The organism is Rothia sp. P6271, assembly GCF_048512995.1.
In the GTDB taxonomy this organism is placed as follows: Bacteria; Actinomycetota; Actinomycetes; order Actinomycetales; family Micrococcaceae; genus Rothia.
Genome location: NZ_JBLXXV010000005.1, coordinates 94,449 through 120,746 on the forward strand (window position 1 = coordinate 94,449; position 26,298 = coordinate 120,746).

Consider the following 26,298-nt stretch of genomic DNA (forward strand, 5'->3'; position numbering starts at 1 on the left):
AGGCTCTATGAGCAAAAAACTGCGGGTGGGTGGAAACCATACTATATTTCCACCCACCCGCAGTCTGTTAAGAAACTTTGAGCAGAATACTTCAGCGCAAGAGCCTAGGACTTTTGGCGAGCTGAACGAACCTCAGCAACTTTAGTCTTCAGCTGTTGAAGACCCTCACGAGCAGCGCGGATACCTTCGTAAGCACGGTAACCTACCGCAGAGACGGGTAAATCCCAAGTTCCAGGATACGCAACTGAACGTCCACCAAAAGACTTCTTAAACTCCGTAAAGCCTGCCCACTCGTGGTTTGGATCATCATTAGGAGCAATTCCGAACAAGTCAACGTATTTGAGACCTTTTTCTTTTGCATCCATAATCATCCACGAAACAAGAGGCTTATTAATGCGTAGCTTACGGTGCTCCCAAGAAGTTCCAGTATGCGCATAGGTACGTGTATCGTCAGAATCGTAGACGAAAGTTGCCCCAATAGCTTCGCCTTCAGCGGTTCTTACAATAATCAGGCGAGCAGCATCTTCTGGCATAAGAGTTTGAGCAACACGTTTAAGATAATCATCTTGCTGACGTTTAAACTGATTACGTTGCGCTGTCTGCTCTAGATATTTAGTAAGAATATCGATATCTTCAGGATTATGCGAGACCTCAAATGTAATACCCTTTTTATGGATGTTACGGTGCAAATTGCGGTTAGTAGACTGCATCTGTTGCAAGAGCTCGTCTTCAGATACATCTAAATCAATAATCTGAGTATGTCCGGGCTGAATCTGCCGTGGAGACAGTTTAAAACCGCGTGCAGACAAGAACGTCTCTGCCGAACGAGAACCCCAAATTGCTTCTTGCGTGGGCTCAACACGAATAAACCAGCATTTATTCTCGGCAGCAACCTTCTTCATATCTGCGATTGCCTCATCAAAAGCTTCCGCGCTATCGGCAACAGGCCCATAGGGGGAGTAGAGGTATCGTCCAGTTTTGCCACCTTCTAGCGTGGCAAGATAGCTCCACCCATCTCCGCTACCACGGAACACCTGGTGACCATTTGCTGTTTGGAACTTTGCCCAAATATCTGATTGCAGGATATTACTCATGGTTTTCAGCATACCGAACCATAGGCCTCTTTGCTCACTCTATACCAGCTGAGTTATCCCACATTTAATGAAGAATCAGAGAAAAGAACAATGAGGCCCCTCCAACATCCTGAAGAGAATCATTAGGGCGCATAAGGTTTATCACGCGGTAAATCTTCTACTGGTAATGCCTCTGCCGAATCATTTTCTTGCTGTTGGGTGCGTGATGAAACTTTAGCTCGAAGAGCTGTACCCTTATCTTGTGCGGAACGTTTGAGATTCTGTGCAAATTGTCTAATGTCAGCCTGAATCTGCTGTGCCTGATCATCAACGCCAGCACCTAAAATCCGTAAAGCAAGAAGACCAGCATTACGTGCACCATTGATAGATACCGTTGCTACCGGAACACCCGCTGGCATCTGCACAATAGACAGCAAAGAGTCCATTCCCTCAAGGTTTTTTAAACGTACTGGAACACCAATGACAGGCAACGGTGTAACAGAAGCTAACATTCCTGGAAGATGTGCAGCACCACCAGCTCCGGCAATAATGACGCGAATACCGCGCTCATGTGCACGGAGCCCGTATTCAATCATTTCTTCAGGCATGCGATGAGCCGAAACCACATCAGCTTCATATGCGATACCGAACTCCTCAAGGACAGCAGCAGCTTCTTCCATGACCGGCCAATCAGAGTCAGAACCCATAACGATACCAATAACTGGTTGGGTGTTCTCGTACGATGAGAGCATGATATTACTCCTTTGAAGAGGTGGGTGTCTCTAAACCTGTGCGGAAGAGACGAGATATTTTTTCGGCGGCTAGTTGTCGCTGAGATAATGATTGTTCAGTGCCGGTGATGTTAACATGGCCAATTTTTCGTCCGAAGCGGACGTCTTTACCGTAAAGATGTATTTTTGCTTGAGGCTCAAGCGCTAACGCCTGCGGGTAAAGCTCCCCAATATTCTCGTAAGTACCGCCGAGGATATTCTTCATCAGAGCATTAGATTCTGTCAGCTGTGTGTCTCCTAACGGAAGATTGAGCACCGCACGTAAATGTTGTTCAAACTGGCTAGTTTTTGATCCGTTTTGAGTCCAATGCCCAGTATTGTGCGGGCGCATTGCTAACTCGTTGATATAGAAACCCTCTGACGAATCTGGAACTTCAAATAACTCAACCGCCATAACACCCGTTACGTTAAGTTCACGGGCAAGAGTCTGCGCGGTATCGAGTATCTTTTGTGCTAGGTGCTCGGATAATGCTGGAGCTGGGGCAATGACTTCATCGCAAACGGAGTTGACCTGCCGTGATTCACTGATATCCCAAAGACGGATCTCTCCGCTGTCATTGCGTGCAACAAGAGCTGATAACTCCCGTGTGAAGGGAACTTTCTCTTCAACTAAGAGAGATGAAAAGGCGGTGTTGCTCTCAAGCTGAGAGAACCATTGCAAGACTTCTTCGCTGCGTGCTTGTTCTGGTGAACTAATGACCATAACGCCTTTGCCGTCATACCCACCGCGCGGAGTTTTGAGCACAATATCCCACTGATGTTTTTCTCCAAAACTCACAAGTTCTTCAAGGGTACGTATCTCAGCCCACGGTGGGTTAGCTAACCCTAGATGACGAACTGCCTGCCTCATCTGTAACTTGTCCTGGGCATAGATAAGAGCTCGAGGACGCGGCTGAACATTAACGCCCTCGTCGATAAGTTTCTCTAAGAGATGCGTCGGGACGTGCTCATGGTCGAAGGTTAATACATCAACGTTCCGCGCAAAATTGAGCAGTTGTGTGTAATCGGTGTAATCACCAACAGGTGCTTCGGGGATAGTCTGACGCGCACACGCGTTTTCGTCTTCTGCCATAACTTTGAGACGAAAACCTAATTCATGGGCGGGAGCTGCCATCATACGCGCTAACTGACCGCCACCAACAATGCCAACGATGGGAGAGTTCACACTCATAAGGCTACCTTCTTTTTCTGCAAGGAAGCGAAAAATGTCTTTTCATGAAATTCATTCGTGAACAAATGCCTAGAGCCAAGGGGAACATACCGCTTTTTCGTCATGATGAATACGATGGATTTCTTCTGTAACCCAGTGAACAGTCGGATCCCGTAGAATAACGGCTTTTGCCTGAGAAAGACAACATAGCACTTGTTGAAGGTAATTAGCGTTGAACATGGGAGGAGCACTAATGTCGTAGGCCTGTTCCGATAACGGTTCTTGCTGTGTGAGAACAATACTGTTTAGAAGCTGCTGATAGCTGGTATTCTCCCACGCTGTATCCGTAAGAGACGGCGTTGAAAGTCCATGGTAAACGTCGCCATAAGAACGAACAAGAGCGCAATAATCCATGGTGTCATCGGGTAGAACACCCATAAAGCGTGGGGCTAGAGGGCTTTTTTCCACGAGTAGACGGTATTCAGCAGAGCTCTTAGGAAGTTCGTCGATGTTGTCGGTACAAAAAATGTCTGCGCAGTCTTCTTCCTCCGGTACGAAATGCAAGTGTGCGCCAATACGAAGAGCCGCTAGCGCGATGATAATAGAACGCCAATGAGTGGTGGTGCTGATGTGTATTGGCTCTGAGCTATCGAGTTCACATTCTTCGCTGAGAAGGTTTGCTGTTTTGCTCACCCAATTTTCGAGAACTCGCCCAGAAAGTTCAATACGTTCGGAATGGTCGCTATACCAGATGAGAGCTGGGCTTTGACGTGCTTTGAGGGTGGTGAAAAATTTTTCAAAAGAATAGTTACGGGAAGGGTTTTGGGTGAGCATGCACATAACTTTAGCGAAAAACTCCTCAAAACATAATGTATATCACTTAACTTTTGAGATAAGAGCCATACTTTTTAGTCGATATGGAAAAACATCGCATAACACAGTAGGGTAGATACCACATTGAGGGCACAAAAGACGCTGTTTCAGTGAATAAAATATAAAAGTTTTTGCTCTCAGCTTGACTAAACCGGTATTACACGCGTGTAATTAGGTTCAAGGTTTATTGCACTTTTGATTTTGCTTCAGCATCGTTGCGAGCTATACAGTGTATGAGTGTCAATAAACCACGCCAATCAAGAATCAGCAGATTGGTCAATAGAAAACCTCCACGATATAGGGACACGGAAGGGACGAAAATGGGTCTGTATGCTCACCGCAACTACGGGAGCGAATCGCAATATAGCGGAACACAGCCCCAACGTTATACTATGCAATCCGCTCAATACCTTGAAGAACGAGCAAACGCTTTACTAGCTGCCGCCGACGCTAAAGAAAAAGCAAAACAGCCTCCACAGCAAAAAAAGAACCTTGACCCGTTCTCTGCAGAAGCGCTTTCCCTCTGGGAAGCTGCCGCTGGCCTATACAGCACTGAAGGCGACGACGGAGAACTCGCCTGGCAAGCAGACGCGCTCTGCGCACAAACAGACCCAGAAGCGTTCTTTCCTGAAAAAGGTGGCTCAACACGCGACGCAAAGCGCGTTTGTAATGAATGCCCCGTACGCGAAGCATGTCTAGAATATGCAATGGATAATGACGAACGCTTTGGCATCTGGGGTGGACTATCCGAGCGCGAACGTCGTCGTCTGCGTAAACAGACTATTTAGCAGAAAAGAGAAACGCTGTGATGGCACAAGTTCGCCTTTGTTCACGACAGACCTGCCAACGTGAAGCAATCTTCACACTGACCTATGCATACAGCCAATCAACGGCAGTTATCGGTCCGCTCTCAGCACACCGTGAACCACACGCCTACGACCTCTGCGAATTCCACGCAGAGAGACTCACCGCACCTCAAGGGTGGGACGTGATGCGTCTAGACAGTCCTGAAAACCACACTCAAGAACCTCAAAAAGCTGAAAACGCATACCCAACACTGCGTAGCGTACAAGACTAATCTTGCTGCTTTTATGAGTTTCGAACTTTACATATCAAATTACTTATCAGTAGACTGTTAACTTCGAGTGCAGTTTTAGCCTGCGCCACCACAACACACACAGACTCACCTCAACCCCAGCGCAAGATACCGCCACATAAAAATGGCGGATATTCACGCGCATAACTCTCGGTAAGTCTCTCACCGTCGTATGTTCTTCAGTAATCACAAATACAGTAACTAAGGTGGATAAACTTCGTGAGTCAAACACGACCAAACTCTTCTCGTGCCTTCACTCGACGCCCGTTCCTCAGTGCATCGGCGGCACTACTCGGAATCGCTACATTGAGTGCATGTGGAGCACCCAAAAATAATGCATCACAGGCAAATAGCTCAACCAACCCGACACCAAGCACGAGCCCCAGCCCCAAAAAATTTACAGGAACAGTAGAAGTCGTCCCTGTAGCAGATACTACTGAATACAACCCTACCCATCCGGTAACACTCACAGCCACCGGAGGAACACTCAACAAAGTTAACCTCAAAAATGAAGAGGGAGAATCCATCAACGGCGAATACAACGCAGAAAAAACCGTATGGACCTCCACCGAAAACCTCAACTTTAAAAATAAGTACACTATCAGTTGGACAGCCGAAGACCCAGAAGGTGGAAAAACTAGCGGAAGCTCAACCTTCTCCACAGTCTCCGCTGCATATGAGGCCGACGCAAACACTAACATCATCAACGAAGCCACCTACGGTGTCGGAATGCCTATCGAAATCAGATTCTCAGAACCTGTCATCGACAAAACAGCCATAGAAAAAGCTATTACCGTCACCACCGACAAAGAACAACCCGGAAAATTCCGCTGGTACTCCGACCAGATGGTACGCTATCGCCCAGAAAACTACTGGGCGCCAAACTCTACCGTCACAGTGAACATCGATATTCTCGGTATCGACTTCGGCCAAGGAATGATTGGCAACGGAAACATCAAGCGAACTTTCTATACCGGAAACAAACAGTATGCGTTAGCTGATAATGCCACCAAACTACTCACCATGTATGTTAATGATGAGCAAATATACCAAGCTCCCATCACTCTGGGCGATGCAGAATGGCCTTCCGTCACAGGGCAGCTCGTTATTATGGAGCAAGCTAGTAAATACTTCTTTGACTCCGCCTCACTAGGACTCAAAAAAGGCGATCCACACTACTACGAACCCTTCTGGGCTACAAACGTCTCACGTATCACCGCAGGGGGAGCCTTCGTCCACCAAGCCTTACCTAGCGCATACCCTTACATAGGAAACACCAACGTCTCCCACGGTTGCATCGGACTACTACCAGCAGATGCAAAATACTTCTTCGACACATTCCGTGTCGGCGACATCCTTGAAACTGTCAACACCGGATACCCCAACGCCGACCCTGATGACGGCTATGGAGACTGGAACATCCCCTTCGAACACTACGACGACGAATCATACGTCGGCAACTGGTAAAAAATACCTTATACATCAAGTCCCTCACCCCACACCGGTGAGGGACTTGATACTATCTGAGCTGACCTATACTTATTGCAAGTACAGCAAAAATAAGCGCGCACGAGCAGGAGCTACAAAATGACAACCCCTCCGCAACGACGGAACGAATGGGCAAAACTATCCCCAGCTATCTCCCAAAAGGTAGCTAACGCCGAAGAACTACTCTCCGCTCGCAGGCAAGAAATCCAAGAAAAAAACAAAAACTCTAACACCTCCACACCCTGGTCAACAGAAAAACACCCAACACCAGCACCTCACACCAACCCCACCCCAACACCAGTACCTCACAACACCCAAGAACACACCGACCCACCCGTCACTCACACCACAAAAGAAACCACCACAACCGAACCCCCCACACAACACAACACCCAAGAACAACCACAACGCAACACCCGACGTGCAGCGCTCGCAGAAGAAAATCCAGAACAACAACAAAAACGCCTCAACACACGAGAAACCGCCGTCGAAGATAAACCCAAACTGCTCGCCCTACGAGCAACACTTATCGGGCTGAGCGTACCACTACTCACCTTCTTCCTCAGCCTCAAACTCGTAGCCTCCTCAACCTTCCTCTGGATTGAATACCACCGCACCGCATTCCCCAAAGACCGCTACGGATTCGACACACAAGACCGCCTAACCTACGGCAACTACGGGCTAGACTACATCTTCAACCTCGCACCAGCTAGCTACCTCAGCAGCATCAAAAACCTCGAAGGGAAAAAACTCTTCCTCGACAGCGAAGTGCAACACATGACGGACGTCAAACACCTCATGCTCACACTCACCGTTCTTGCCATCATGAGCATCATCAGCGCACTACTTTGCGCACGAACCCTGAGCCTTCGAGCACCAGGAATCATCCGCCGTAGCATCTGGTACGGAAACCTCTTCACTGCACTAATCCTCGCCGTGCTAGCCATTATCGCCATCACCGGATGGGACGTCTTCTTCACCCAATTCCACCACATCTTCTTCCCCCAAGGAAACTGGCAATTTAGAGAATCAGACACCCTCATCCGACTCTACCCACCACAATTTTGGGTTGACGCAGCACTCGTATTCTGCACCCTATGCCTGAGCACTATCGCCGCTCTAGCAGCCATAACCTGGCCCACCACATACCGCAAAATACAAGAAGAAAAACGCAAACAAGAACGCCAAGAACTCCGCCAAAAACTAGCTGGATAAACAACACCCCATGAACCAGAATCTCAGGGAGCAAGAGTGACAGCCCCACAAACACCCATAGCTTTAAAAAAAGGCTGGAAGCTAGAAGAACTGTATACCCGACTCCACGTCGCATACATTGCACTACCACGCTACGGCTGGATTGCCCCCACCCTTATCGTCATCCTTGCCGGAGCACTACGGTTCTGGAACCTTGCCCACCCCAACGCCATCGTCTTTGACGAAACCTACTACGTCAAAGACGGCTACTCCCTTCTCCATTACGGATACGAAAGAAACTGGTCAGAACACGCTAACGAAACATTCGTTGCCGGAACACCCACCGGAATACGAGACACCGCAGAATACGTCGTTCACCCGCCAGTTGGAAAATGGATGATTGCCTTCGGAATGGCACTCTTCGGAGACAACAACCCCTTCGGATGGCGTTTCGCAGCAGCACTCACCGGAACACTCAGCGTTGGGCTCATCGCCCTCGCCGGATGGCTCATCTTCCGATCTGTTACCGTCGCAAGCCTCAGCGCACTACTACTAGGTATCGACGGGCTAGCTATCGTCCAATCAAGACTTGCCCTACTCGATATCTTCCTCATGTTTTGGCTCCTTGCCACCTTCGTCTGCCTCCTCCTCGACAGAGAACAATCACACAGAAAACTCGCTCAAGCCTTACACCACAACGCCCAACAAAACGGGGGAGAACCCACCAACAAACTACTGCAATACGGACCTAAAATAGGCATCCGTCCATGGCGTATCCTCGCCGGAATCTGTGCAGGACTAGCCGTTGGCACAAAATGGAACGCACTATTCTTCATCGCAATATATGGTGTTATTACCGTCCTTTGGGACAACCGTGCACGCCAACTACTCGGTATCAAAAAATGGTGGATACGCGGTATCTTCGACGACGGGATACGAGCCTTCCTCTCCATCATCGGTATTGGACTCCTCACCTATATCAGCACCTGGTCAGGGTGGTTCCTCTCCGATAACGCCTACCACCGACACTGGGCAGAAAAACACCCAACAGAAGGACTGCTCTGGCTACCCCCAGCGCTACGCTCCCTCTGGGAATACCACGTCTCTGCGTACTCCTTCCACACCCACCTAGATACCCCCCACACCTACCAATCACCAGCATGGCAATGGCTCATTCTCGGACGCCCTACCTCGTACTACTACGAGTCCCTCCACCTCGGAGAAAACGGATGCCCAGTCGCTAAATGTTCAGAAGCAATCCTCAACATTGGAAACCCACTCATCTGGTGGTCTTTCATCGTCACCATGGCACTCACACTATTTATCATCATCCTCAAAAGAGACTGGAGATTCCTCACCCTCTGGGCAATCTTTGCTATCGGCTACTTCCCATGGTTTGCATACCCAGAACGAACCATGTTCTTCTTCTACGCACTATCTTTTGAACCCTACGCCATACTCTTACTTGCAGGGACACTAGGACTAGCACTAGGACGCCCCAACGACACCCCACAACGCAAGAAAAAAGGCCTGATTATCGTAGCCCTTTTCGTTATCACTGCACTACTCATCACCATTTTCTACCTCCCCATATGGACCGCCGAAATAATTCCCTACGAACACTGGCGCTGGAGAATGTGGTTCAACCGCTGGATATAAACTCAAATCTCTCATTACCATTGAAGACAAGGGCAACACCCCGATGACACATAACACCGAAACCAACACCGCAAAAACATCTGAACGTTCCGGAACTCTCATCCTCGGAGCGACACCCATCGGAAACCTCTCTGACACCACAGACCGGCTCAAACACTACCTACAAACAGCAGACCTCATCGCAGTAGAAGACACCAGAACCCTCCGCCGGCTACTCAGCGGACTAGGACTCCAAACCGACGCAAAAATCATTACCAACCACGACCACAACGAAACACAAAAAACCGAAGAAATCATCCACGCTGTACGCTCTGGAGAAACAGTCCTCCTCCTATCTGATGCAGGAATGCCCACCATCTCAGACCCCGGATACATCGCAGCCCAAGCCGTAGCAGCCGAAGGACTCCCCGTATCCGTCGCGCCTGGACCCTCCGCCGTACTTAGCGCTCTAGCAGTCTCTGGTCTTCCCAGCGGACGATTCACCTTCGAAGGGTTTCTTGCCCGTAAAGGAAGCGAACGCACCAAACGCCTCAACTCCTTAGCCACCGAAGAACGAACCATGATCTTCTACGAATCCCCACACCGCCTAGCAAAAACGCTACAAGACATGAGCGAAACCTTCGGCCCAGACCGACAAGCCGTTATCTGCCGAGAACTCACCAAACTCCACGAAGAAATCCTCCGCAACTCTCTTGCCGAACTGACAATATGGGCACAAAATACCACCATCCGCGGAGAAATCGCACTCGTAGTAGCAGGGGCAGAAACACCAGAAACACCAGAACCTGAAGGCCTCGTCGACCAAGTCCAAACACTCGTCGACCAAGGTATGCGACTCAAACAAGCCTGCGCACACATCGGAAAACAACACGGCCTCTCAACCAAAGAGCTATACAACGCCACCCTCGCCTCACGAAACTAACACCCCACAACCCCTATCTACTGTTGAAAAGAGACCCCAATGCGCACCTCAAAAACTCAACCTAACGATAGAGACTTCACCACCGAAGAACTCACACACTACGCCCAAAAACTCGGTATCCACCTCCCCACCGAAGAAACCCAACACAGCATCTTCACCAACACACCAGACCTAACAACAGGGCAAACACCACCAGCATACGAAAGCTCACACTACAACCTTCACAACGTCGAAACAGGAGAAGGCACCGGACGCAGATCAAATACCGGAACGAACGGAAGCACCCGCAACCTTGTCTTCCCTCCCGCGCCAGAACCCTTACCCGCACCTGTTATCGACAACCACACCCACATGGATCTACTCGATGGAAATGTCAACATTAGCGTTCGCGACGCCTTAGATACAGGAGAGGCTCTGGGCGTATCACATGTTGTTCAGGTGGGCTGTGACGTTGAGTCTTCTCTCTACTCATTAGCCGTAGCAAATATGGATACACGAGTGTTAGCTGCTGTCGCCTTGCACCCCAACGAGGCACCACGCCTACACCAACAGGGGAAGCTAGAAGAATCTTTAGCCATCATCGACCGTTTAGCTCAACAGACACGAGTCTGCGCCATCGGAGAGAGCGGACTAGATTACTTCCGAACGGAAGAAAACGGACGTTGCCCACAACACGAAAGTTTTCGAGAGCATATCCGTATCGCTAAAAAATACGGTAAAGCACTGCAAATACATGATAGAGACGCTCATGAGGACGTCGTACGTATCCTCCTAGAAGAAGGCGCACCCGAGAGAACTGTTTTTCATTGTTTTTCAGGTGATGAACATCTAGCTAAAATCTGCATGGAACAAGGATGGTATATGAGTTTTTCAGGAACCGTCACCTTCAAAAACTCTCATGGCATCCAAAAAGCACTAGAAATAGCAGACCCATCTCTCATACTGGTCGAAACAGACGCCCCCTTTTTGACACCTCACCCTTATCGTGGACGTCCTAACGCCTCTTATATGACGAACTATACGGTACGTTTCATGGCAGAACGCAGAGAATCTGAGCTTGAACAATTCTGCGAATTACTGACCCAAAACTCACATACTGTCTACGGCTCATGGGAAAACAAACTAAGATAAACCCTGCTATGAAATAGGGGGAATCCTGCCAACATTATGTTCTTCTTGGCATAGATTGCTAAGATAAACGGTGTGAACGAACAGCAACTATTAGGCCCTCAAGAGATTCGTGAACTTGCAGATACTCTTGGTATTCGCCCCACAAAAACTTTAGGACAGAACTTTGTGATTGACCCGAATACGATTCGTCGTATCGTGGCAGCAGCACATATTGACCCTCACGAAACTGTCCTTGAAGTCGGGCCTGGACTTGGGTCTCTAACCCTCGGCCTTCTAGACGCTGCCGCTGCTGTTGTTGCAGTTGAGATAGACCCTCCATTAGCACAACAACTCCCACACACAATAGAACGGTTCAGGCCAGAAAAGGCAGAAAATCTTAGCGTTATTCACAGCGACGCAATGAAGGTATACCAGCTTGAGCAAAACCCTACTGCACTGGTTGCAAATCTTCCCTATAACGTTGCTGTTCCTATCCTGATTCACTTGTTCACCCATATTTCTTCGTTACGTCATGCTCTGGTCATGGTTCAAGAAGAAGTTGCTCAACGTCTTGCTGCAGTGCCTGGCTCAAAAATTTATGGTGTGCCCTCGCTCAAAGCCAACTGGTTCTGTGAAGTCTCTCAGGCTGGAATTATCGGTAAGAATGTCTTTTGGCCTGCCCCTAAAATCAATTCTGGGTTAGTATCCTTTACTCGACGTGAACAACCTTTATCGGATGTTCGTCAAGAACTAGTTTTTTCTATCATCGATGCGGCATTTGCTCAACGTCGTAAGACTCTACGCGCTGCCTTGGGTGTTTGGGCCGGTTCACCGGCTCAAGCTGAAGAGATCCTTAACCATGCTGGGACTGATTCATCATTGCGTGGTGAGAAGCTTTCTATTCATGATTTTGTTCGTATCGCCGAATCAGCTCGCGATCTTGGCTATGACCACGGACTAATGACTCGCGGACAAGCTCACTAAGGGCAGAAGAGGTTAGAACCTATGAGTGCTTCCCAAACATCAGTTGTTGCTTATGGATACGGCAAAGTTAATATGTATTTTGCTGTAGGTGCCCCCGAAGCTAACGGCTATCATCCTGTTGCCAGCTTGTACGCTTCGACTTCATTAAAAGAAACTATTAGTATTCATAGCACTAAAAATGCCGGCATAACGCTCAGTGCAGAAGTTGCCTCTGAATCATTACTAGACCAAATGCAACGAGACAGGGTGTTCGACCTATCTGTTGTTCCTCTAGATTCTCGTAATCTTGCGTATCGTGCTGCTGAGGTCGTTATTCACGAACATGGGCTAGAAACACACGACATCGCCTTTCGTATTCACTTAGTGAAAGCTGTTCCTGTTGCTGGTGGTATGGGCGGTGGCTCAGCTGACGCTGCAGCAGCAATTCGCGCTGTAGATGAGTTTCTCCTCAAAAGTTCTATGACAACGTCATTACTATCTGATGGTACATACCATCGTATTGCGGCATCTCTAGGTGCTGACGTTCCTTTTGCCCTTCACTCAGGTATTGCTATTGGAAGTGGGGTAGGAGATCAGCTTCAACCGCTGGAGCTGCCTTCTACCGTGGAGCCTTTACCTGTTGTGCTGGTTTCTTCAGCCCAAGGCCTTTCTACACCAACCGTCTTTCATGAGTTGGACAGGGGCCGTACGCACGGAGACTATCCACCTGCAGAAGATGTTTTAGCGGTTCCCGACGGTCTTTTAGAAGCTTTGGTTGCTGATACAGCTCCTATTGCTCGTCTCTATGAAATTTCACGGTATATCCGTAACGATTTAGGGGCACCTGCCTGTACCTTAGCTCCAGAACTAACGAAGGTATTAGGAATCGAGTCCGAAGGACTGATTGCAAGTTTTGTATCAGGCTCTGGCCCCACCATTGTTTTGCTCATGGACTCGGCAGAAGAAGCTCAAAAACTTGCATCGTCTTTGCGAAGACGCGGCGGTTACGCTATCGCTGCATACATTCAATAACATAAAAATGGGGTGTACGAAAATTCTTAGTTTCGCACACCCCATTTAGGTTCTTACCGGTAGAACCTGCGAGGCAGGTCATACATGAAAGGAGCCACTTTATATGTCATCTTCCAAATGAAAAGACAGATAAGAGTCACCATAATAGAAATTCCCCAAGGCAAGAGAAGATCTTCTAGTTTGGAGAACTGTAGACCAAAGACTACCAGCGTAGCTCTTGCCACAAAGTCGAGGATAACCATATGTAAGGCGTAAACGGGTAAAGTTCTGAACCCTAAGTAACGTGTGAGTTTGTTAATGCCGTTGATTTTATCGATTTGGTCGCAGAGCCAAATGAACCACGCCAGTGCTATAGGGCCCACAAAGGCTTCAGCCCATGGGAAATAGGTACGGAAACCCCAGATTGCATAAACCATAAATGAGGCGAAGAAAACGGCAGTTAACATTATTCCCTGGAATACAGAAACTTTAGGAACAACGTTGAGTATTTTCGTTCCATACCACGCACCAATCATGAAATAGATGAGGTAATGGAGGCAGTGGTCCCAACCCCACGAACTAGTTTTGATGATGTCAGTCGCGTAGAGGAAATAAATCGTCAGTAGTATTGGGAACTGTATAGATTTAGGTATTTTAAGGGTAAGACGCCAATATGCGTAGAAAAGCATGAGTGCAAAAAAATACCACAATTCTGAATGAAGCATTAACGTGACTTTAGCCCAATGCAGAAGTTCGGTTGTGAGGTTGGTTTCTGCTCTAACCGAGACAAGAACGACCTGCATAAGAGCGTAAAAGAGACTCCATACAATGTAGAGATATCCTAAGCGTGCTACTCGATTAACCCAATATTTATCAGCTGGTTCGTAACTTTCTTATAAAGAAATATGCCTGAGACAAGGCACAGTGCTGGCATTCTGAAGAGAATAAGGAAATCATCAAAGAGTAGAATCCAACGTGGTACAAATAAGCCATATCATGTTGGATAAATAGAAGGACGTGACGGTATATCACGAAAAATACAGCTATTCCTCGTGTTGTATCAATCCATTGTGCTCGTGTTGTTTGGGGTTTTTTGATATCTGTGCAGAAGATACCTGTTGTGCGTGGGACATAATTCCTCGAAAACGGCGGTGAATAAAGCGAAATAAAAATATCTAGTTAAGGGGACGAATACTATCTAACTCTTGTTGATTCCATGAAGTCCATTGCAAGAATTTGCCGCGTTTCATCGGACCCTCAGCCGCAAACTTAATTCTTTCATCAGGTTTTCCTGAAGAGATATTTTCCCATACCTGTTGAATCTGTTCATCGCTAAGCTTGCTACCAGCTTCCCAATGTGGGGCAAACCATGAGAGGTCTTCACCTGTAAGCTTACTGCTTTCTGTCCCTTGGCGAACCTTACGCGCAATCTGCTGCACGCCTCGATACTGGACGTGGATAATGTCTAAGTCACAAGACTGTTTACCTAGACGGGCAACGTTATGATTGCCAGGCCAGATAACGGCTATTGGATGTGTTTTAAAAGCAACTTTTCCAGGGAAAGAATTCGCGGTATCCATGATCAGTTCTGTATTTTTGAGATCTTGTGGTGAATCAACAATTGGTACAGTGTGGTGAAAACGAGCATGAACAACAGAAGAATCTGTATTTTTCAGGAACGATTTAAGACTTGTCTGTGGAGCATACCAAAACTCATCAGCATCGAAGGGAATAAGCCATCGTGCGCCACGTTGCCATGCAATATGAGATAGCCACGTCATTTTTTCTGATTGAGTATGTTCAACAACGGTATCTCTATAAATAAATATTCGAGGATCGGTTGAGGCCTTTTCTTGAAGATATTCCCATGTGCCGTCGGTTGAAAGATTATCAGCGATAAGAATTTTATCTATTCCTTGAGCAAAAAAATGTTCGATAACTAGGGGAAGTACATCTAATTCATTTTTAACAACGCTTACCGCCCATAGCTCTTTTCTTTTAAAAGTTATAGGCGGCAAAGTGGAATGGCACTGCAGACCTTTAATAGCTTTGTACTGAGCTTTTATTTTTTCTTTGTTATTACGCTGTTTAAAGGAGTAACTTATTTGCCCTAACTCAGTGCGTAATGTGCTGAGAATTTTTTTCATATTTTCCCTTTGGTAAACGGTGATTAAAGTTCGTATCAAATGCGGATGTACTGAGTATAAACTACTCAAGAATTTCGGAGAGGTCGAGCCAACGTAGCTCCAGCTCTTCGATGGCAGCGTCAAGTTCACTGATTTCTTGCTGTAGTTTTCCTAACCCCGCAAAATCGGTAGGGTCGTGTTCTGCCATGATGGAAGAAATCCGTTCTTTTTCTGAACTGAGTTTAGACATCTTACGATCTATCTGGTTCATCTCTTTTTGAGCTGCACGAAGTTCTGCCCCAGAAATTTTGGATTGCCTTTCATCTTCTGCAGAATTTTTGTGGAGTGCGTATGCTCCAGAGCCGTTTCCAGCAGAGCTTCCGCCCTTTCCCACAGCAGAAAGATTCACGTATTCTTCAACCCCGCCGGGTAGATGGCGGAAGTTTCCATCAATAATGGCGTATTGCTGGTCGGTTACACGTTCCATAAGATATCTGTCGTGTGAGACAACAAGTAGTGTTCCTGGCCAGGTATCAAGTAGGTCTTCCATGGCTGCGAGCATGTCTGTATCAAGGTCGTTAGACGGTTCATCGAGGATGAGGACATTTGGCTCGTCTAAGAGAATGAGTAAAAGTTGTAAGCGTCTTTTCTGCCCACCTGATAAATCTTTAACAGGGGTAGATAACTGTGCTGTTGTGAATCCTAAACGTTCAAGAAGCTGCCCAGGCGTCATCTCTTTTCCATCGGCAACATAGGAGGTTTTTTTACGAGAGATTACTTCTGAAACTCTGTCATGTTCAACTTCTTTGAGTCCCTCTAGTTGCTGAGTAAGTGTAGCAATTTTAACGGTCTTTCCGTGCTTTACATTTCCGCTAACCGGTGTAACGGCACCCGTAACTAGTCCTAGAAGCGTTGATTTTCCGGCACCGTTGACACCGAGTATTCCGGTGCGTTCTCCTGGCGCAATGTGCCAAGTGATATTTTTGAGGACTTCTTTTTGTTGCTGTGGGTTTTCTGGTTCAGGGTAGCTGACAGAAACATTTTCGATATCGACAACGTCTTTTCCTAAACGTGAAACTGCCATCCGCGATAGTTCGATAGTGTTGCGTGGGGGAGGGACATCGGCAATAAGCTCGTTGGCTGCTTCAATACGGAATTTTGGTTTTGAGGTTCGTGCCGGTGCACCTCGTCTTAACCACGCAAGTTCTTTACGCATGAGGTTTTGACGTTTTGCTTCGGTAACTGCTGCTTGTCGGTCTCTTTCGACTCGTTGCAGGATATAAGCTGCGTAACCACCTTCAAATGGTTCGACGATTCCGTCATGCACTTCCCATGTGTCAGTGCATACTTCGTCAAGGAACCATCGGTCGTGTGTGACGGTGAGTAATCCACCAGCGTGTTTGGACCACCGATTTTTGAGGTGGTTTGCTAGCCACGTAATAGCTTCTACATCGAGATGGTTGGTTGGTTCGTCGAGCATGAGGACGTCCCAATCTCCAGCTAATAGTGCGGCTAGTGCGACACGCCGGCGTTGACCTCCTGAGAGAGAAGAGACATTAGCATCCCAATCAAGGTCATTGACGAGGCCGTTAATGACATCACGAATTTTAGGGTTTGATGCCCACTCGTATTCTGGAGTGTTGCCAACAATTGCTTCACCGACGGTGTGCTCATTGTTGAGAGTATCGGCTTGGGCAAGAAATCCGATGCGTGTTCCAGAACGGACGGTTACTTTCCCACTATCTGGTTGTAGTCGTCCTGCAAGAAGGGATAGCAAGGTTGACTTTCCGTCGCCGTTTTTGCCGACGATGCCGATACGGTGTCCCTCGTTAACGCCTACGGTGATACCTTCAAAAATAGTGCGTGTAGGAAACTCTAAATGGAGTGATTCTCCGCCAAGTAAATGTGCCACATATATAGCCTACATAGCTTGCGGTCTTTATGCTTCGCTTTAAGTAAATGCAGGAAGAGTGTTTTTAGTGTGAGTATTTTCTAAACGATGGGCAATACACTGTTTAGGGGACAGGTAATGATTAGTCGGTTGCGTTAAAGAAGTCTTGCTAAAATTAGACTCTGAGTCAAAATATCTTATTGGCACAAGAACGTATCTTAAGGAAATGAGGAGCATGGCGAAATTTGGCTTAGGTGCGCTGAAGAACCTCTTGGGGGGAAACAAACGGCGCAAGCATGAGGTTCCTTCACCTGTCACGCGTGAAGCTCCCAGCCCAGTTACGGAACAGATTTCTACTATCTCGGAGGAGACTCCTAAGATTTCGATTACTCCTGCCGCGCCTATTCCGCGAAAGGTTCCTGATAACGCAAAAAAGATTCTTTTTGTGTGTACCGGAAACATCGCGCGTAGTGCTTCTGCTCAGTATCTTGCGCAGTCTATGGTTCCTTCTGATTCGCCGTGGATTTTTGATAGTGCTGGAACTGGTGCTGTTGTTGGAAGCTCAGTCGCTTCACATATTGACAAAGAACTAGACCGTCGTGGAGTGCCGTATCTTGGGCATCAAGCAAAGCAGATTAATACCCGACTCTTGGCTGAGTCGGAATTAGTATTGGTGATGGAGCGTGCCCATCTTGACTGGATCGTGCAGGAATGGCCGCAATACCGTTCTAAAGTTCGTTTGTTGCGTGAGATGTCTCGCCTGCGTGAGGGCGCTGGACGTCGTTCAGACCCTATTTCCTATATGAAACAGCACGATAGCGAACCCCTCGCTAAAGACGATATCGCTGACCCCTATCGTCGTGGACCTAAAGCTGCAGAGAAAGCTGTGAAAGAAATCGAAAAATCTCTTGAAGTGATTATTGCGTGGCTAGGACACTAAGAATAATAAAAGTGGGATAAATCAAAGCGAGGGAATTTTGATATTCGCTCAGCTTTGGTATGATAGTGAATCGTCTGGTTGATTCAAGGTCTACAAACCGAGAAAATACTGACAATCCGCCATGGTGTAATAGGCAACACAGCGGCCTTTGGAGCCGTTATTCTAGGTTCGAGTCCTAGTGGCGGAGCAAGGTTAACTTCAGCTATATAGATAACTACATTGAAGTAACCGTTTCCCACCCTCGAGGAGTCCTAAACTGTGAATATCGCAGAAAAACTCGCCCCGTCCGCTGTTATTGTTCTAGCCGCTGGGGCTGGGACTCGCATGAAATCTGAGAAGCCGAAAGTCATGCACGGCATCGGAGGGCGTTCAATGGTAGAGCACGCAATTGCCGCGGCTCGTGAACTCAATCCTAAAAAATTAGCTGTTGTTGTTCGACATCAACGAGACCGCGTCACCGAACACGTTGTTGCGTTCGACAGTGACGTGCATATTGTAGATCAAGATGACATTCCTGGCACCGGTCGTGCTGTTGAAGTTGGTTTACTTGGTCTTGACGAACAAGGGGAAGTTTCTGGAACTGTTGTAGTTACTTACGGAGACGTTCCCCTTTTGCGTGCCCAGACACTGCAAGAGCTAATTGCTTTCCACGAAAAAGATCATAACGCGGTTACCGTTCTGACTGCGCACCTTGATGAGCCTGGTGCTTATGGGCGTATCGTCCGTAATCAGGCTGGTGAAGTTACCGCCATTGTCGAAGCGAAGGACGCTACCCCCGAACAGCTGGCTATCACCGAAATTAACTCGGGTATCTATGCTTTTGACGCTAAAGTTCTTCGTGAATCTCTTGCACAGGTAACAACCGATAATGCGCAAGGCGAAAAATATATTACAGATGTTCTTCACATCGCTCGTGAAGCAGGACATCGCACCGCCGCCCTTGCGATTGAAGATCGCTGGGAAGTTGAAGGTGCAAATGACCGTGTACAGCTAGCTCAGCTTGGACGAAAACTTAACGACCGTACCCTAGAGCTTCATATGCGTAACGGCGTCACTATCGTAGACATTCAAAATACATGGATTGACTCCACTGTAGAAATTGAGTCAGACGTTACCATTCTTCCTGGCACACAGCTACACGGTACAACGCGTATCGGAACTGGGTCCATTATCGGACCTGATTCCACCCTGACGGATGTTATTGTCGGTCAGCATGCTCAAGTGTCACGCACTCATGGCTCAGAAGCAACCATCGGCGATGATGCTACTGTTGGGCCTTTCGCATACCTTCGTCCCGGAACTGTTCTCGGCGAATCTGGTAAAATCGGCACATTCGTCGAAACCAAGAATGCAACCATCGGTAAAGGTTCAAAACTTCCTCACCTCTCATATGCCGGTGACGTCACCATCGGAGACCACTCCAATATCGGTGCCGCCTCTATTTTTGTCAATTACGACGGCGTCAATAAACACCGCTCAACTATCGGATCACATGTTCGCATGGGCTCAGATAACATGTATGTTGCTCCGGTTAATGTCGGCGACGGCGCGTATTCCGGCGCCGGAACAGTTATTCGACAGGATGTTCCTGCCGGTGCGCTAGCTGTTAACGTAGCTCCCCAGCGTAATATCGAAGGCTGGGTTGTCAAAAACCGCGCAGGTACGGAGGCGGCTGAAGCTGCTGAAGCTGCGGGTGCAGAAGCGAAAAACTCTTCCGAGGAGAGCAATAAATAAAATGACTGCAATTACTAATCCCGGCGAAAAGAAGATGGTTCTTGTTTCAGGACGAGCCCACCCCGAACTCGCCAAAGAAATTGCTCAAGAACTCGGATGTGAGGTTCTTCCTACTTCCGCATATACTTTTGCGAACGGTGAAACATACGTGCGCTATGAGGAATCTGTTCGTGGTGCAGATGCTTTTGTGATTCAGTCTCACCCTGCTCCTATCAATGAGTGGGTGATGGAACAGCTCATCATGATTGATTCCCTTAAACGTGCTTCTGCCCGTTCTATTACGGTCGTCTCACCTTTTTACCCCTACGCTCGTCAGGATAAAAAACATAAGGGACGTGAACCTATCTCTGCTCGTCTTGTTGCAGACCTATACAAAACTGCTGGTGCAGATCGTCTCATGAGCGTTGACTTGCACACAGCGCAGATTCAGGGATTCTTTGACGGACCTGTCGACCACCTCATGGCCATTCCACTTTTGGCGGAGCACGTACGAGAACAGGTTGAAGATATCAGCAACATCACTGTGGTATCTCCTGATACTGGACGAGTTCGAGTCGCTGAGCAGTGGGCAGAGCTTCTCGGCGGTGCACCTCTAGCTTTCGTCCACAAAACTCGTGATATCAATGTTCCTAATAAGGCTGTATCAAAAACAGTTGTCGGTAATGTTGAAGGCCGTACCTGTGTTCTAATCGACGACATGATTGACACCGGAGGAACCATTTCTGGCGCAGTGAAGGTGCTTACCGATAACGGCGCAAAAGATGTAATTATTGCGGCAACTCACCCCGTATTCTCTGATCCAGCAGTTGAGCGTCTCTCACAATCAGGTGCTTCTGAAGTGGTCGTGACTAATACCCTCCCTGTGGGAGAAGACCACCAATTCGAGAACCTCACAGTACTTTCTATTGCTCCGCTTCTTGCTCGAGCGATTAAGGAAGTATTCGACGAAGGATCAGTAACCAGTCTTTTTAACGGACGCTCAAACTAAATATTTGTTTCAAACGTAACCAATAACAGGGTAGGGGAGCTCAGACTCTTTTGCCCTGTTATTTGTTTTAGAATGTAGGAATTTGGCTAAGCCCTTATTTCGTGGCTAACTTTACAGTCTGAGCGTTCCTGTAATGTCGATAGCCCATTTATACTGAGTTATAGCCATATATAAGTAGGGAAACTTTTGGAAGGGGAAACCTTTCACAGGCTAAAATTTTATCTTTGACTGTTCTATTTGAGAACATCTACAAAATATAGGGGTAGGGAAAACCATACATGACGTATCGCACTAATCTTGTTTCGTTGACGGCTTTACGAGCGCCTGCGGCTTTTTTCGTATTTATCTACCACATTGTGCACACAACTAATTGGATGCGGACGAATTCTTTTACTTCTTTAGGATATATTGGAGTTTCTCTTTTCTTTGTCTTATCAGGGTTTGTTCTTACCTGGTCATATACTCCAGAACGGGGGTATCGTGATTTTTACTGGAGACGTTTTGCCCGTGTCTATCCTTTGCACATACTTTTCCTTTGTATAGCCTTAATTCTTCCAGCGGTATCTATCAACCGTGATCCAATAGGGCTCATCCCGAATATTTTCCTCGTTCAGGCTTGGATTCCACAATGGGATATTATTTTTGCTTTTAACGGTGTGAGCTGGTCTTTGAGCTGCGAATTTTTCTTTTATATGCTTGCCCCTATTATTTTTACGAAGATTGCGTATCAAGGAAACGAGAAAAAAGCTGGTTACCTACTCATCTCTTGGTACCTTCTAACTTCTGTTCTTGGAAGTTATATTTCTTCTCTCTCAAATTATGCAGATGTGGTCATCTATGCGAATCCTCTGTTCCGTTCCGGAGAATTTGCTCTCGGTATCTTCTTGGCATTGTTTGTGATGAAAATGAATTATTCCTCCCCTTCAGTGATTAGATTGCTAGTGCAGAACCGTAATGCACTAGGTATGTTCTTAGTCGTAATTTTATGCTTAACTTTAGGAATTATTTACTTACTTGCTTCATATTTTTCCGGAGGACAGTCAATAACAAGTTATTTGTTAGCACCCGTCTTTGCCCTTATCATAGGTGCATTTGCGATATCAGATATTGTCCACCAACAACAGCCCGATTACCGAACCTCAAAAATTACAAAACTTTTTGCCTATTTAGGTGAAATAAGTTTTGCATTCTACCTTGCTCACGAGCTTGTCATCGTTAACCTTTGGGCACTTCCATGGGTCCAATCACACGGAGGGGGAGGACTTCGTGGGCTAGTCTTAACGCTCATAGCTTTGACTCTATCTATCATCGTTGCAATGGCTGCGCATCATGTGGTAGAGAAACCCCTGCAAAGAATTATTACAACGTGGAGTAGAGGAAAACATTCTTTATGAAAAAAATATACCAACGTATGAGAATACTCTTCCCTGGGAAGAAATTTATTTTTCTCATGCTCAATGTCTTAGGCTTATTCCTCGTTGCCCTTTTCGATATGGTTGGCATTGCCGCGATTATGCCAATTATTCAACTTGCGACAGGTAGCGACATTACAGGGTATCTAGCGATTATCTCAGATATTTTAGGTAACCCTGGAAGGTCACAGCTTATCGTTTATCTGAGTATTATTCTTGTTTTTTCATTCATCTTTAAAGGTGTTGCATCTTTAGCTATTAAATGGTGGAGCTCCGGATTTATTGCACACCAGCAAACTGCAGCTTCTGTGAGCTTGTTGCACCGATATATGAACGAACCATATCTTGTGAACCGTCACCGAACAACCGCCGAAATTCTGCGCACTATCAATGACGCTACCGGTCAAGCATACGCAATATATTCTGGTGGTATTCTGGCGGCGTTAGGTGAGCTGTTCACTATCTTGGTCCTCATGGTTCTGCTACTTGCGGTGATGCCAGGAACTGCCTTAATCGCATTTGCCTACTTTGGGTTCTTCGCTTTTGTCTTGCAATATTTCTTGAAGAAAAAAAATACTGAGCAAGGCATTAAGATTATGGAATCCTCGGTGAGTGCCATGAACGCTGCTTTAGAATCAATCGTTGGATTCCGTGAAAACCGTATGCATGGGGTAACTGCACGTTACGTACATCGCTATCAAGATAAACGTCTGATTGCAGTAGAAGCCTCACGCCGAGGAACTTTCTATCAAGACCTCCCTAAATATATGTTAGAGGTTATCTTCATTGTCGGTATTGCCCTATTACTTGGTATTTTGACGAGCCAAAAGGGTTCTTCCTCAGCAGCGTTTTTAATACTTTTTGCTGGTGCTTGTGTTCGTGTCCTACCTAGCTTTACCCGACTCGTCGCGTCCGTTGGAAACGTCCGAGTAGGTTCAAAAGCTATTGAGATTATTGAAAAAGATTTAGAATCAATCTCAAAAAATGGGGAACTAACCTTAATCCACCAAGATCCCCCTATCGGATGTTTTGCCCGAGTAAATGAGTCAACTATTCCTGTTGCTTTAGAAGTCAAAAACCTTAACTTCAAATATCCTGACGGACATCAGAATGTTTTGAACAATATCAACCTTACTGTCCCTCAAGGAACCTCCATTGCCTTTGTCGGAGGTTCGGGTTCTGGCAAAACTACTCTTGTCGATATTATTCTGGGGCTTATTGAACCTGACCAAGGTGACGTCTTGTGTAACGGAAAATCTACTCGTGAAAATCCTGAAGAATGGTTCTCTCGAGTAGGGTACGTTCCCCAGAGCGTGTTTTTAGGTGACTCAACGATTAAAGAAGCTATCGCTTTCGGCCTACGAGAAGAAGAAATTGACATTGACCGTGTCTGGGAATGCATCCGTATCGCAGAGCTAGAAGACGTTATCAACTCTATGGAGCACGGCATTGACCAAATGATTGGTGAACACGGAGCACGTCTTTCTGGTGGGCAACGACAACGTCTAGGTATTGCGCGGGCTATGTATCGTCGTCCCTCTTTGCTCGTTCTTGATGAAGCAACATCGGCTTTAGACAATGAGACTGAACATCGCATTACTCAAACGATTAATCGAATTGCGCAAGAGATTACCGTCATTATTGTGGCCCACCGTCTTTCAACGGTAAGAAACGTCAACCAGCTAGTGTTCTTATCTCAAGGCGAGGTCAAGAGCGTTGGCACTTTCGAAGAAGTGCAAATCAATAATCCTGAATTTGCTAATCTCGTAAAATTGGGACAACTAGGATAACCTCATTCCCCTAGTACGAACAGTTAAAGCGATGGGTGGAAAACAACTTAATTTGTTTTCCACCCATCGCTTTAACTGTTAACTAAGGAGTTTTGATATCTCAGACCATCTTTGTGGAGTTTTTACGCTTAGCGTAGCCAGCTCACCTTTTGGTCTCCACGCAACAACTTCAGGTACTTCTTGACCTGTTACTAGCTTGTTCCATAACTCTTCTAACTCTGCATCGCTGGATTCTCCGAGAACTCGCCAATGGTATCCAAGCTCTTGAGGCAGGTTAGTTAGTTCTAGACTACGAGCCCCTTGCCGAATTTTACGAGTAAATTGTTCTAAAGAACGCCACGGACGATGAACAATCATGAGTTTTTTTGTTTCTGGAACACCTGGACGAAGAACAGCATGATTACCCATCTGAACAACACTGTATTTTGTAGGTTTAAAAGCAACTTTAACGTCATGGTGCGCTTGCGTATCAATGAGCCATGTTCCGTCAGGTTGAGGAAATTGATTATGGATGCTTGCTTGCATAATGCCAGAACTATGGGCACATCGTTGTAATACTTCTGCTAAGGTTCCGTCTGTTCCATACCAGAACTCATCTGCATCAAAGGGAACAACCCATTGTGCACCATGAGCTAACGCAAGGTCACTGAGAACAGTCATTTTTGCTGACTGATAATATGCGGGTTCGTGGTCTCGACCAACAATAAGAGGATACCTTTGAGATAGTTCTTGGAGCAGTTCATACGTAGAATCGGTAGAAAGATTATCAACAACGAGTATTTGGTTGATTCCTTGAGCATAGAGGTGCTCAATAGAATCGACAATAACGTCTTGTTCATTTTTGACCATGGCTACTGCCCATATACCAGAGGTGTAGGGGAGCGCTGGTAGCTCAAAGCGCTTTTGGATGTTCTGTAACTGCTGTGCAAACTCTGAGTCTTGTCTTAACCGACGTGCCTGACGAATTTTCTGAACATCAGTACGAGCTAAAAAAGCACGATGCTTGAGTTGCTGTAAGAGATGTTTGATATGGGACATGTGTTTATCTTTCGCTTTCTAACCAACTACGATACCCGTCGGTTGGGGCAACCGAAATCCATGATTGCTGGTGCTGAAAAGGGGGCTGAGAGTGGATCTGGCGAAGACTTTGTTCTAACTCATGCACATTTGGTGCCCAGACTTGGGCTTTTTGTCGTACTGTAGCGATATAAGCACCCCAATAACCAAAGGTCGTGTTGGTCAGGATAAGGTAACGTGATACTGATAATGCAGCGAAGTCCCCGAACATTCCATAACCTATTTTTTCAAATTGTGTTGGTGCAATATCTTTAAGGAATCCGAGGTTTTCGGCGCACCATTGAGTGTCATCACTGGTGACAAGAATATTACTTGGGGTATGAACTTTGAGCATTTGTTGTGTCGCTTCATGAAGATAGGCAACGGTGTCAATCCCAAAGTTTTTATGGATATGAGGGTGTGAATAATAGTCTCCTCTGCGCACGTTAATAACGAGGGTGTCTTCTCCTACATATTTTTGTGCGTGAGCAATTTTTTGTTGAAAGCTCTCAGAAGAGAGCAGGACTTCTTGGATAAAACGTTGTATCTGTTCCTCGGTAAATTGTTCGCGGATGCGTTGATGCATTCCTGTCTCACGAAGTGAACGAAAACGTATTTTTTGAGCGTCAAGAGTGAAATCTTTAAGGAGGGGGAACTCTTCTAACCAAACATCCATACCTGGCATCTGTACGACGTAGACGTCATTGCCTGTCTCTTGACGTTCAGCATGGGCTTTCATCCATTCGTAGAGCCAATTCCCTCCACGCGCAATACGGGGTATTAAATACACCTTTTCTGGCCCAACTCGCACGACGCTAATGCATTTAGCTATTACTTGTCGTGCACGATACTTCACAAAGTTTTGAGCTTTTGCTAAACCAGTATTGCGCTTTGTGTAGGAACTAATACGTTCATTCTCTTCTTCTGCAGACAAAAGAAACCCCTATATGTTTGGAAATGACGAGTGTGGTAGAGGTTGATCTTCAAACTCAACGGAGTGGAAGTCTCTAATAGAAATCATAACGAGATTT

At 46.7% G+C, this 26,298-nt stretch carries 22 protein-coding genes, 1 tRNA gene and 1 pseudogene; 15 read left to right on the forward strand and 9 right to left on the reverse strand.

Features of this window, described 5'->3' with window-relative positions; all coding sequences use genetic code 11:
* Positions 1 to 104: 104 nt before the first annotated feature.
* The 4 genes from ACN08X_RS05465 to ACN08X_RS05480 all read right to left on the reverse strand — a co-directional run bounded on the left by ACN08X_RS05465 (position 105) and on the right by ACN08X_RS05480 (position 3,848).
* A complete protein-coding gene (locus tag ACN08X_RS05465) occupies positions 105 to 1,094 on the reverse strand; it encodes a lipid II:glycine glycyltransferase FemX (RefSeq protein WP_419102046.1) in 990 nt (329 codons plus the stop codon).
* Positions 1,095 to 1,216: 122 nt separating this feature from the next.
* On the reverse strand, positions 1,217 to 1,825 hold the full coding sequence (gene purE / locus ACN08X_RS05470) for a 5-(carboxyamino)imidazole ribonucleotide mutase (RefSeq protein ID WP_419108144.1): 609 nt from the start codon (positions 1,823 to 1,825) through the stop codon (positions 1,217 to 1,219).
* 4 nt (positions 1,826 to 1,829) lie between these two features.
* A complete protein-coding gene (locus ACN08X_RS05475) occupies positions 1,830 to 3,035 on the reverse strand; it encodes a 5-(carboxyamino)imidazole ribonucleotide synthase (RefSeq protein ID WP_419108145.1) in 1,206 nt (401 codons plus the stop codon).
* Positions 3,036 to 3,104: 69 nt separating this feature from the next.
* On the reverse strand, positions 3,105 to 3,848 hold the full coding sequence (locus ACN08X_RS05480; protein WP_419108146.1) for a TIGR03089 family protein: 744 nt from the start codon (positions 3,846 to 3,848) through the stop codon (positions 3,105 to 3,107).
* 272 nt (positions 3,849 to 4,120) lie between these two features.
* Between ACN08X_RS05480 and ACN08X_RS05485 the strand changes: the two genes are divergently transcribed.
* The 9 genes from ACN08X_RS05485 (at position 4,121) to ACN08X_RS05525 (ending at position 13,351) form a co-directional block, all read left to right on the forward strand.
* Entirely contained in the window at positions 4,121 to 4,675 is a 555-nt protein-coding gene (locus ACN08X_RS05485) for a WhiB family transcriptional regulator (protein WP_419108147.1), read from the forward strand.
* A gap of 20 nt (positions 4,676 to 4,695) precedes the next feature.
* Positions 4,696 to 4,965, forward strand: a complete 270-nt coding sequence (locus ACN08X_RS05490) for a DUF3499 family protein (RefSeq protein WP_419102224.1) — start codon at positions 4,696 to 4,698, stop codon at positions 4,963 to 4,965.
* 237 nt (positions 4,966 to 5,202) lie between these two features.
* A complete protein-coding gene (locus ACN08X_RS05495) occupies positions 5,203 to 6,450 on the forward strand; it encodes an Ig-like domain-containing protein (RefSeq protein ID WP_419108148.1) in 1,248 nt (415 codons plus the stop codon).
* A 120-nt stretch (positions 6,451 to 6,570) separates the two neighbouring features.
* Positions 6,571 to 7,686, forward strand: a complete 1,116-nt coding sequence (locus ACN08X_RS05500; protein ID WP_419108149.1) for a TIGR01906 family membrane protein — start codon at positions 6,571 to 6,573, stop codon at positions 7,684 to 7,686.
* A 36-nt stretch (positions 7,687 to 7,722) separates the two neighbouring features.
* Positions 7,723 to 9,324, forward strand: a complete 1,602-nt coding sequence (locus ACN08X_RS05505; RefSeq protein ID WP_419108150.1) for a dolichyl-phosphate-mannose--protein mannosyltransferase — start codon at positions 7,723 to 7,725, stop codon at positions 9,322 to 9,324.
* 43 nt (positions 9,325 to 9,367) lie between these two features.
* Entirely contained in the window at positions 9,368 to 10,246 is an 879-nt protein-coding gene (gene rsmI / locus ACN08X_RS05510; RefSeq protein ID WP_419108151.1) for a 16S rRNA (cytidine(1402)-2'-O)-methyltransferase, read from the forward strand.
* A 39-nt stretch (positions 10,247 to 10,285) separates the two neighbouring features.
* Positions 10,286 to 11,377, forward strand: a complete 1,092-nt coding sequence (locus ACN08X_RS05515) for a TatD family hydrolase (protein WP_419108152.1) — start codon at positions 10,286 to 10,288, stop codon at positions 11,375 to 11,377.
* Between the two features lie 72 nt (positions 11,378 to 11,449).
* Positions 11,450 to 12,340 carry a 16S rRNA (adenine(1518)-N(6)/adenine(1519)-N(6))-dimethyltransferase RsmA gene (gene rsmA, locus ACN08X_RS05520; protein WP_419108153.1) on the forward strand — a complete coding sequence of 297 codons (891 nt, stop codon included), beginning with the start codon at positions 11,450 to 11,452 and terminating at the stop codon, positions 12,338 to 12,340.
* Between the two features lie 21 nt (positions 12,341 to 12,361).
* Positions 12,362 to 13,351 carry a 4-diphosphocytidyl-2C-methyl-D-erythritol kinase gene (locus tag ACN08X_RS05525; protein WP_419108154.1) on the forward strand — a complete coding sequence of 330 codons (990 nt, stop codon included), beginning with the start codon at positions 12,362 to 12,364 and terminating at the stop codon, positions 13,349 to 13,351.
* Positions 13,352 to 13,404: 53 nt separating this feature from the next.
* Here ACN08X_RS05525 and ACN08X_RS05530 read toward each other — a convergent pair.
* From ACN08X_RS05530 to ACN08X_RS05540, 3 genes and pseudogenes are all read right to left on the reverse strand, one after another.
* A pseudogene (locus ACN08X_RS05530) lies at positions 13,405 to 14,199 on the reverse strand (acyltransferase family protein); the annotation flags it as partial.
* Between the two features lie 306 nt (positions 14,200 to 14,505).
* Positions 14,506 to 15,477 (reverse strand): glycosyltransferase family 2 protein, encoded by a 972-nt coding sequence (locus ACN08X_RS05535; RefSeq protein ID WP_419108155.1) that lies wholly within the window; start codon positions 15,475 to 15,477, stop codon positions 14,506 to 14,508.
* A 61-nt stretch (positions 15,478 to 15,538) separates the two neighbouring features.
* On the reverse strand, positions 15,539 to 17,368 hold the full coding sequence (locus tag ACN08X_RS05540) for an ABC-F family ATP-binding cassette domain-containing protein (protein WP_419108156.1): 1,830 nt from the start codon (positions 17,366 to 17,368) through the stop codon (positions 15,539 to 15,541).
* Between the two features lie 214 nt (positions 17,369 to 17,582).
* On the opposite strand from ACN08X_RS05540, the gene ACN08X_RS05545 reads away from it, so the two are divergent.
* The 6 genes from ACN08X_RS05545 to ACN08X_RS05570 all read left to right on the forward strand — a co-directional run bounded on the left by ACN08X_RS05545 (position 17,583) and on the right by ACN08X_RS05570 (position 24,211).
* Positions 17,583 to 18,287 (forward strand): hypothetical protein, encoded by a 705-nt coding sequence (locus ACN08X_RS05545; protein ID WP_419108157.1) that lies wholly within the window; start codon positions 17,583 to 17,585, stop codon positions 18,285 to 18,287.
* A gap of 115 nt (positions 18,288 to 18,402) precedes the next feature.
* Positions 18,403 to 18,474, forward strand: a tRNA-Gln gene (locus tag ACN08X_RS05550).
* Between the two features lie 77 nt (positions 18,475 to 18,551).
* Complete coding sequence (glmU, locus tag ACN08X_RS05555) at positions 18,552 to 20,021, forward strand: bifunctional UDP-N-acetylglucosamine diphosphorylase/glucosamine-1-phosphate N-acetyltransferase GlmU (RefSeq protein WP_419108171.1); 1,470 nt, start codon at positions 18,552 to 18,554, stop codon at positions 20,019 to 20,021.
* Between the two features lies 1 nt (position 20,022).
* Positions 20,023 to 21,009 (forward strand): ribose-phosphate diphosphokinase, encoded by a 987-nt coding sequence (locus tag ACN08X_RS05560; RefSeq protein WP_419102062.1) that lies wholly within the window; start codon positions 20,023 to 20,025, stop codon positions 21,007 to 21,009.
* A 278-nt stretch (positions 21,010 to 21,287) separates the two neighbouring features.
* Positions 21,288 to 22,403, forward strand: coding sequence for an acyltransferase family protein (locus tag ACN08X_RS05565; RefSeq protein ID WP_419108158.1), 1,116 nt, complete (start codon positions 21,288 to 21,290; stop codon positions 22,401 to 22,403).
* A complete protein-coding gene (locus tag ACN08X_RS05570) occupies positions 22,400 to 24,211 on the forward strand; it encodes an ABC transporter ATP-binding protein (protein WP_419108159.1) in 1,812 nt (603 codons plus the stop codon). Before ACN08X_RS05565 ends, ACN08X_RS05570 begins: the two co-directional genes overlap by 4 nt.
* A gap of 78 nt (positions 24,212 to 24,289) precedes the next feature.
* Here ACN08X_RS05570 and ACN08X_RS05575 read toward each other — a convergent pair whose 3' ends face one another.
* Positions 24,290 to 25,249 carry a glycosyltransferase family 2 protein gene (locus tag ACN08X_RS05575; RefSeq protein WP_419108160.1) on the reverse strand — a complete coding sequence of 320 codons (960 nt, stop codon included), beginning with the start codon at positions 25,247 to 25,249 and terminating at the stop codon, positions 24,290 to 24,292.
* Between the two features lie 4 nt (positions 25,250 to 25,253).
* Positions 25,254 to 26,201, reverse strand: a complete 948-nt coding sequence (locus ACN08X_RS05580) for an alpha-1,2-fucosyltransferase (protein ID WP_419108161.1) — start codon at positions 26,199 to 26,201, stop codon at positions 25,254 to 25,256.
* Between the last annotated feature and the right edge of the window lie 97 nt (positions 26,202 to 26,298).

What these genes read in the sequence shown, in the direction of transcription:
- ACN08X_RS05480 (WP_419108146.1), bottom strand. Translation starts at nt 3,848, where the DNA reads ATGCTCACCCAAAACCCTTCCCGTAACTATTCTTTTGAAAAATTTTTC.
- ACN08X_RS05500 (WP_419108149.1), top strand. Translation starts at nt 6,571, where the DNA reads ATGACAACCCCTCCGCAACGACGGAACGAATGGGCAAAACTATCCCCA.
- purE (WP_419108144.1), bottom strand. Translation starts at nt 1,825, where the DNA reads ATGCTCTCATCGTACGAGAACACCCAACCAGTTATTGGTATCGTTATG.
- ACN08X_RS05475 (WP_419108145.1), bottom strand. Translation starts at nt 3,035, where the DNA reads ATGAGTGTGAACTCTCCCATCGTTGGCATTGTTGGTGGCGGTCAGTTA.
- ACN08X_RS05465 (WP_419102046.1), bottom strand. Translation starts at nt 1,094, where the DNA reads ATGAGTAATATCCTGCAATCAGATATTTGGGCAAAGTTCCAAACAGCA.
- rsmI (WP_419108151.1), top strand. Translation starts at nt 9,368, where the DNA reads ATGACACATAACACCGAAACCAACACCGCAAAAACATCTGAACGTTCC.
- ACN08X_RS05565 (WP_419108158.1), top strand. Translation starts at nt 21,288, where the DNA reads ATGACGTATCGCACTAATCTTGTTTCGTTGACGGCTTTACGAGCGCCT.
- ACN08X_RS05515 (WP_419108152.1), top strand. Translation starts at nt 10,286, where the DNA reads ATGCGCACCTCAAAAACTCAACCTAACGATAGAGACTTCACCACCGAA.
- ACN08X_RS05545 (WP_419108157.1), top strand. Translation starts at nt 17,583, where the DNA reads ATGGCGAAATTTGGCTTAGGTGCGCTGAAGAACCTCTTGGGGGGAAAC.
- ACN08X_RS05570 (WP_419108159.1), top strand. Translation starts at nt 22,400, where the DNA reads ATGAAAAAAATATACCAACGTATGAGAATACTCTTCCCTGGGAAGAAA.
- ACN08X_RS05490 (WP_419102224.1), top strand. Translation starts at nt 4,696, where the DNA reads ATGGCACAAGTTCGCCTTTGTTCACGACAGACCTGCCAACGTGAAGCA.
- ACN08X_RS05535 (WP_419108155.1), bottom strand. Translation starts at nt 15,477, where the DNA reads ATGAAAAAAATTCTCAGCACATTACGCACTGAGTTAGGGCAAATAAGT.
- ACN08X_RS05560 (WP_419102062.1), top strand. Translation starts at nt 20,023, where the DNA reads ATGACTGCAATTACTAATCCCGGCGAAAAGAAGATGGTTCTTGTTTCA.
- ACN08X_RS05575 (WP_419108160.1), bottom strand. Translation starts at nt 25,249, where the DNA reads ATGTCCCATATCAAACATCTCTTACAGCAACTCAAGCATCGTGCTTTT.
- ACN08X_RS05485 (WP_419108147.1), top strand. Translation starts at nt 4,121, where the DNA reads ATGAGTGTCAATAAACCACGCCAATCAAGAATCAGCAGATTGGTCAAT.
- ACN08X_RS05525 (WP_419108154.1), top strand. Translation starts at nt 12,362, where the DNA reads ATGAGTGCTTCCCAAACATCAGTTGTTGCTTATGGATACGGCAAAGTT.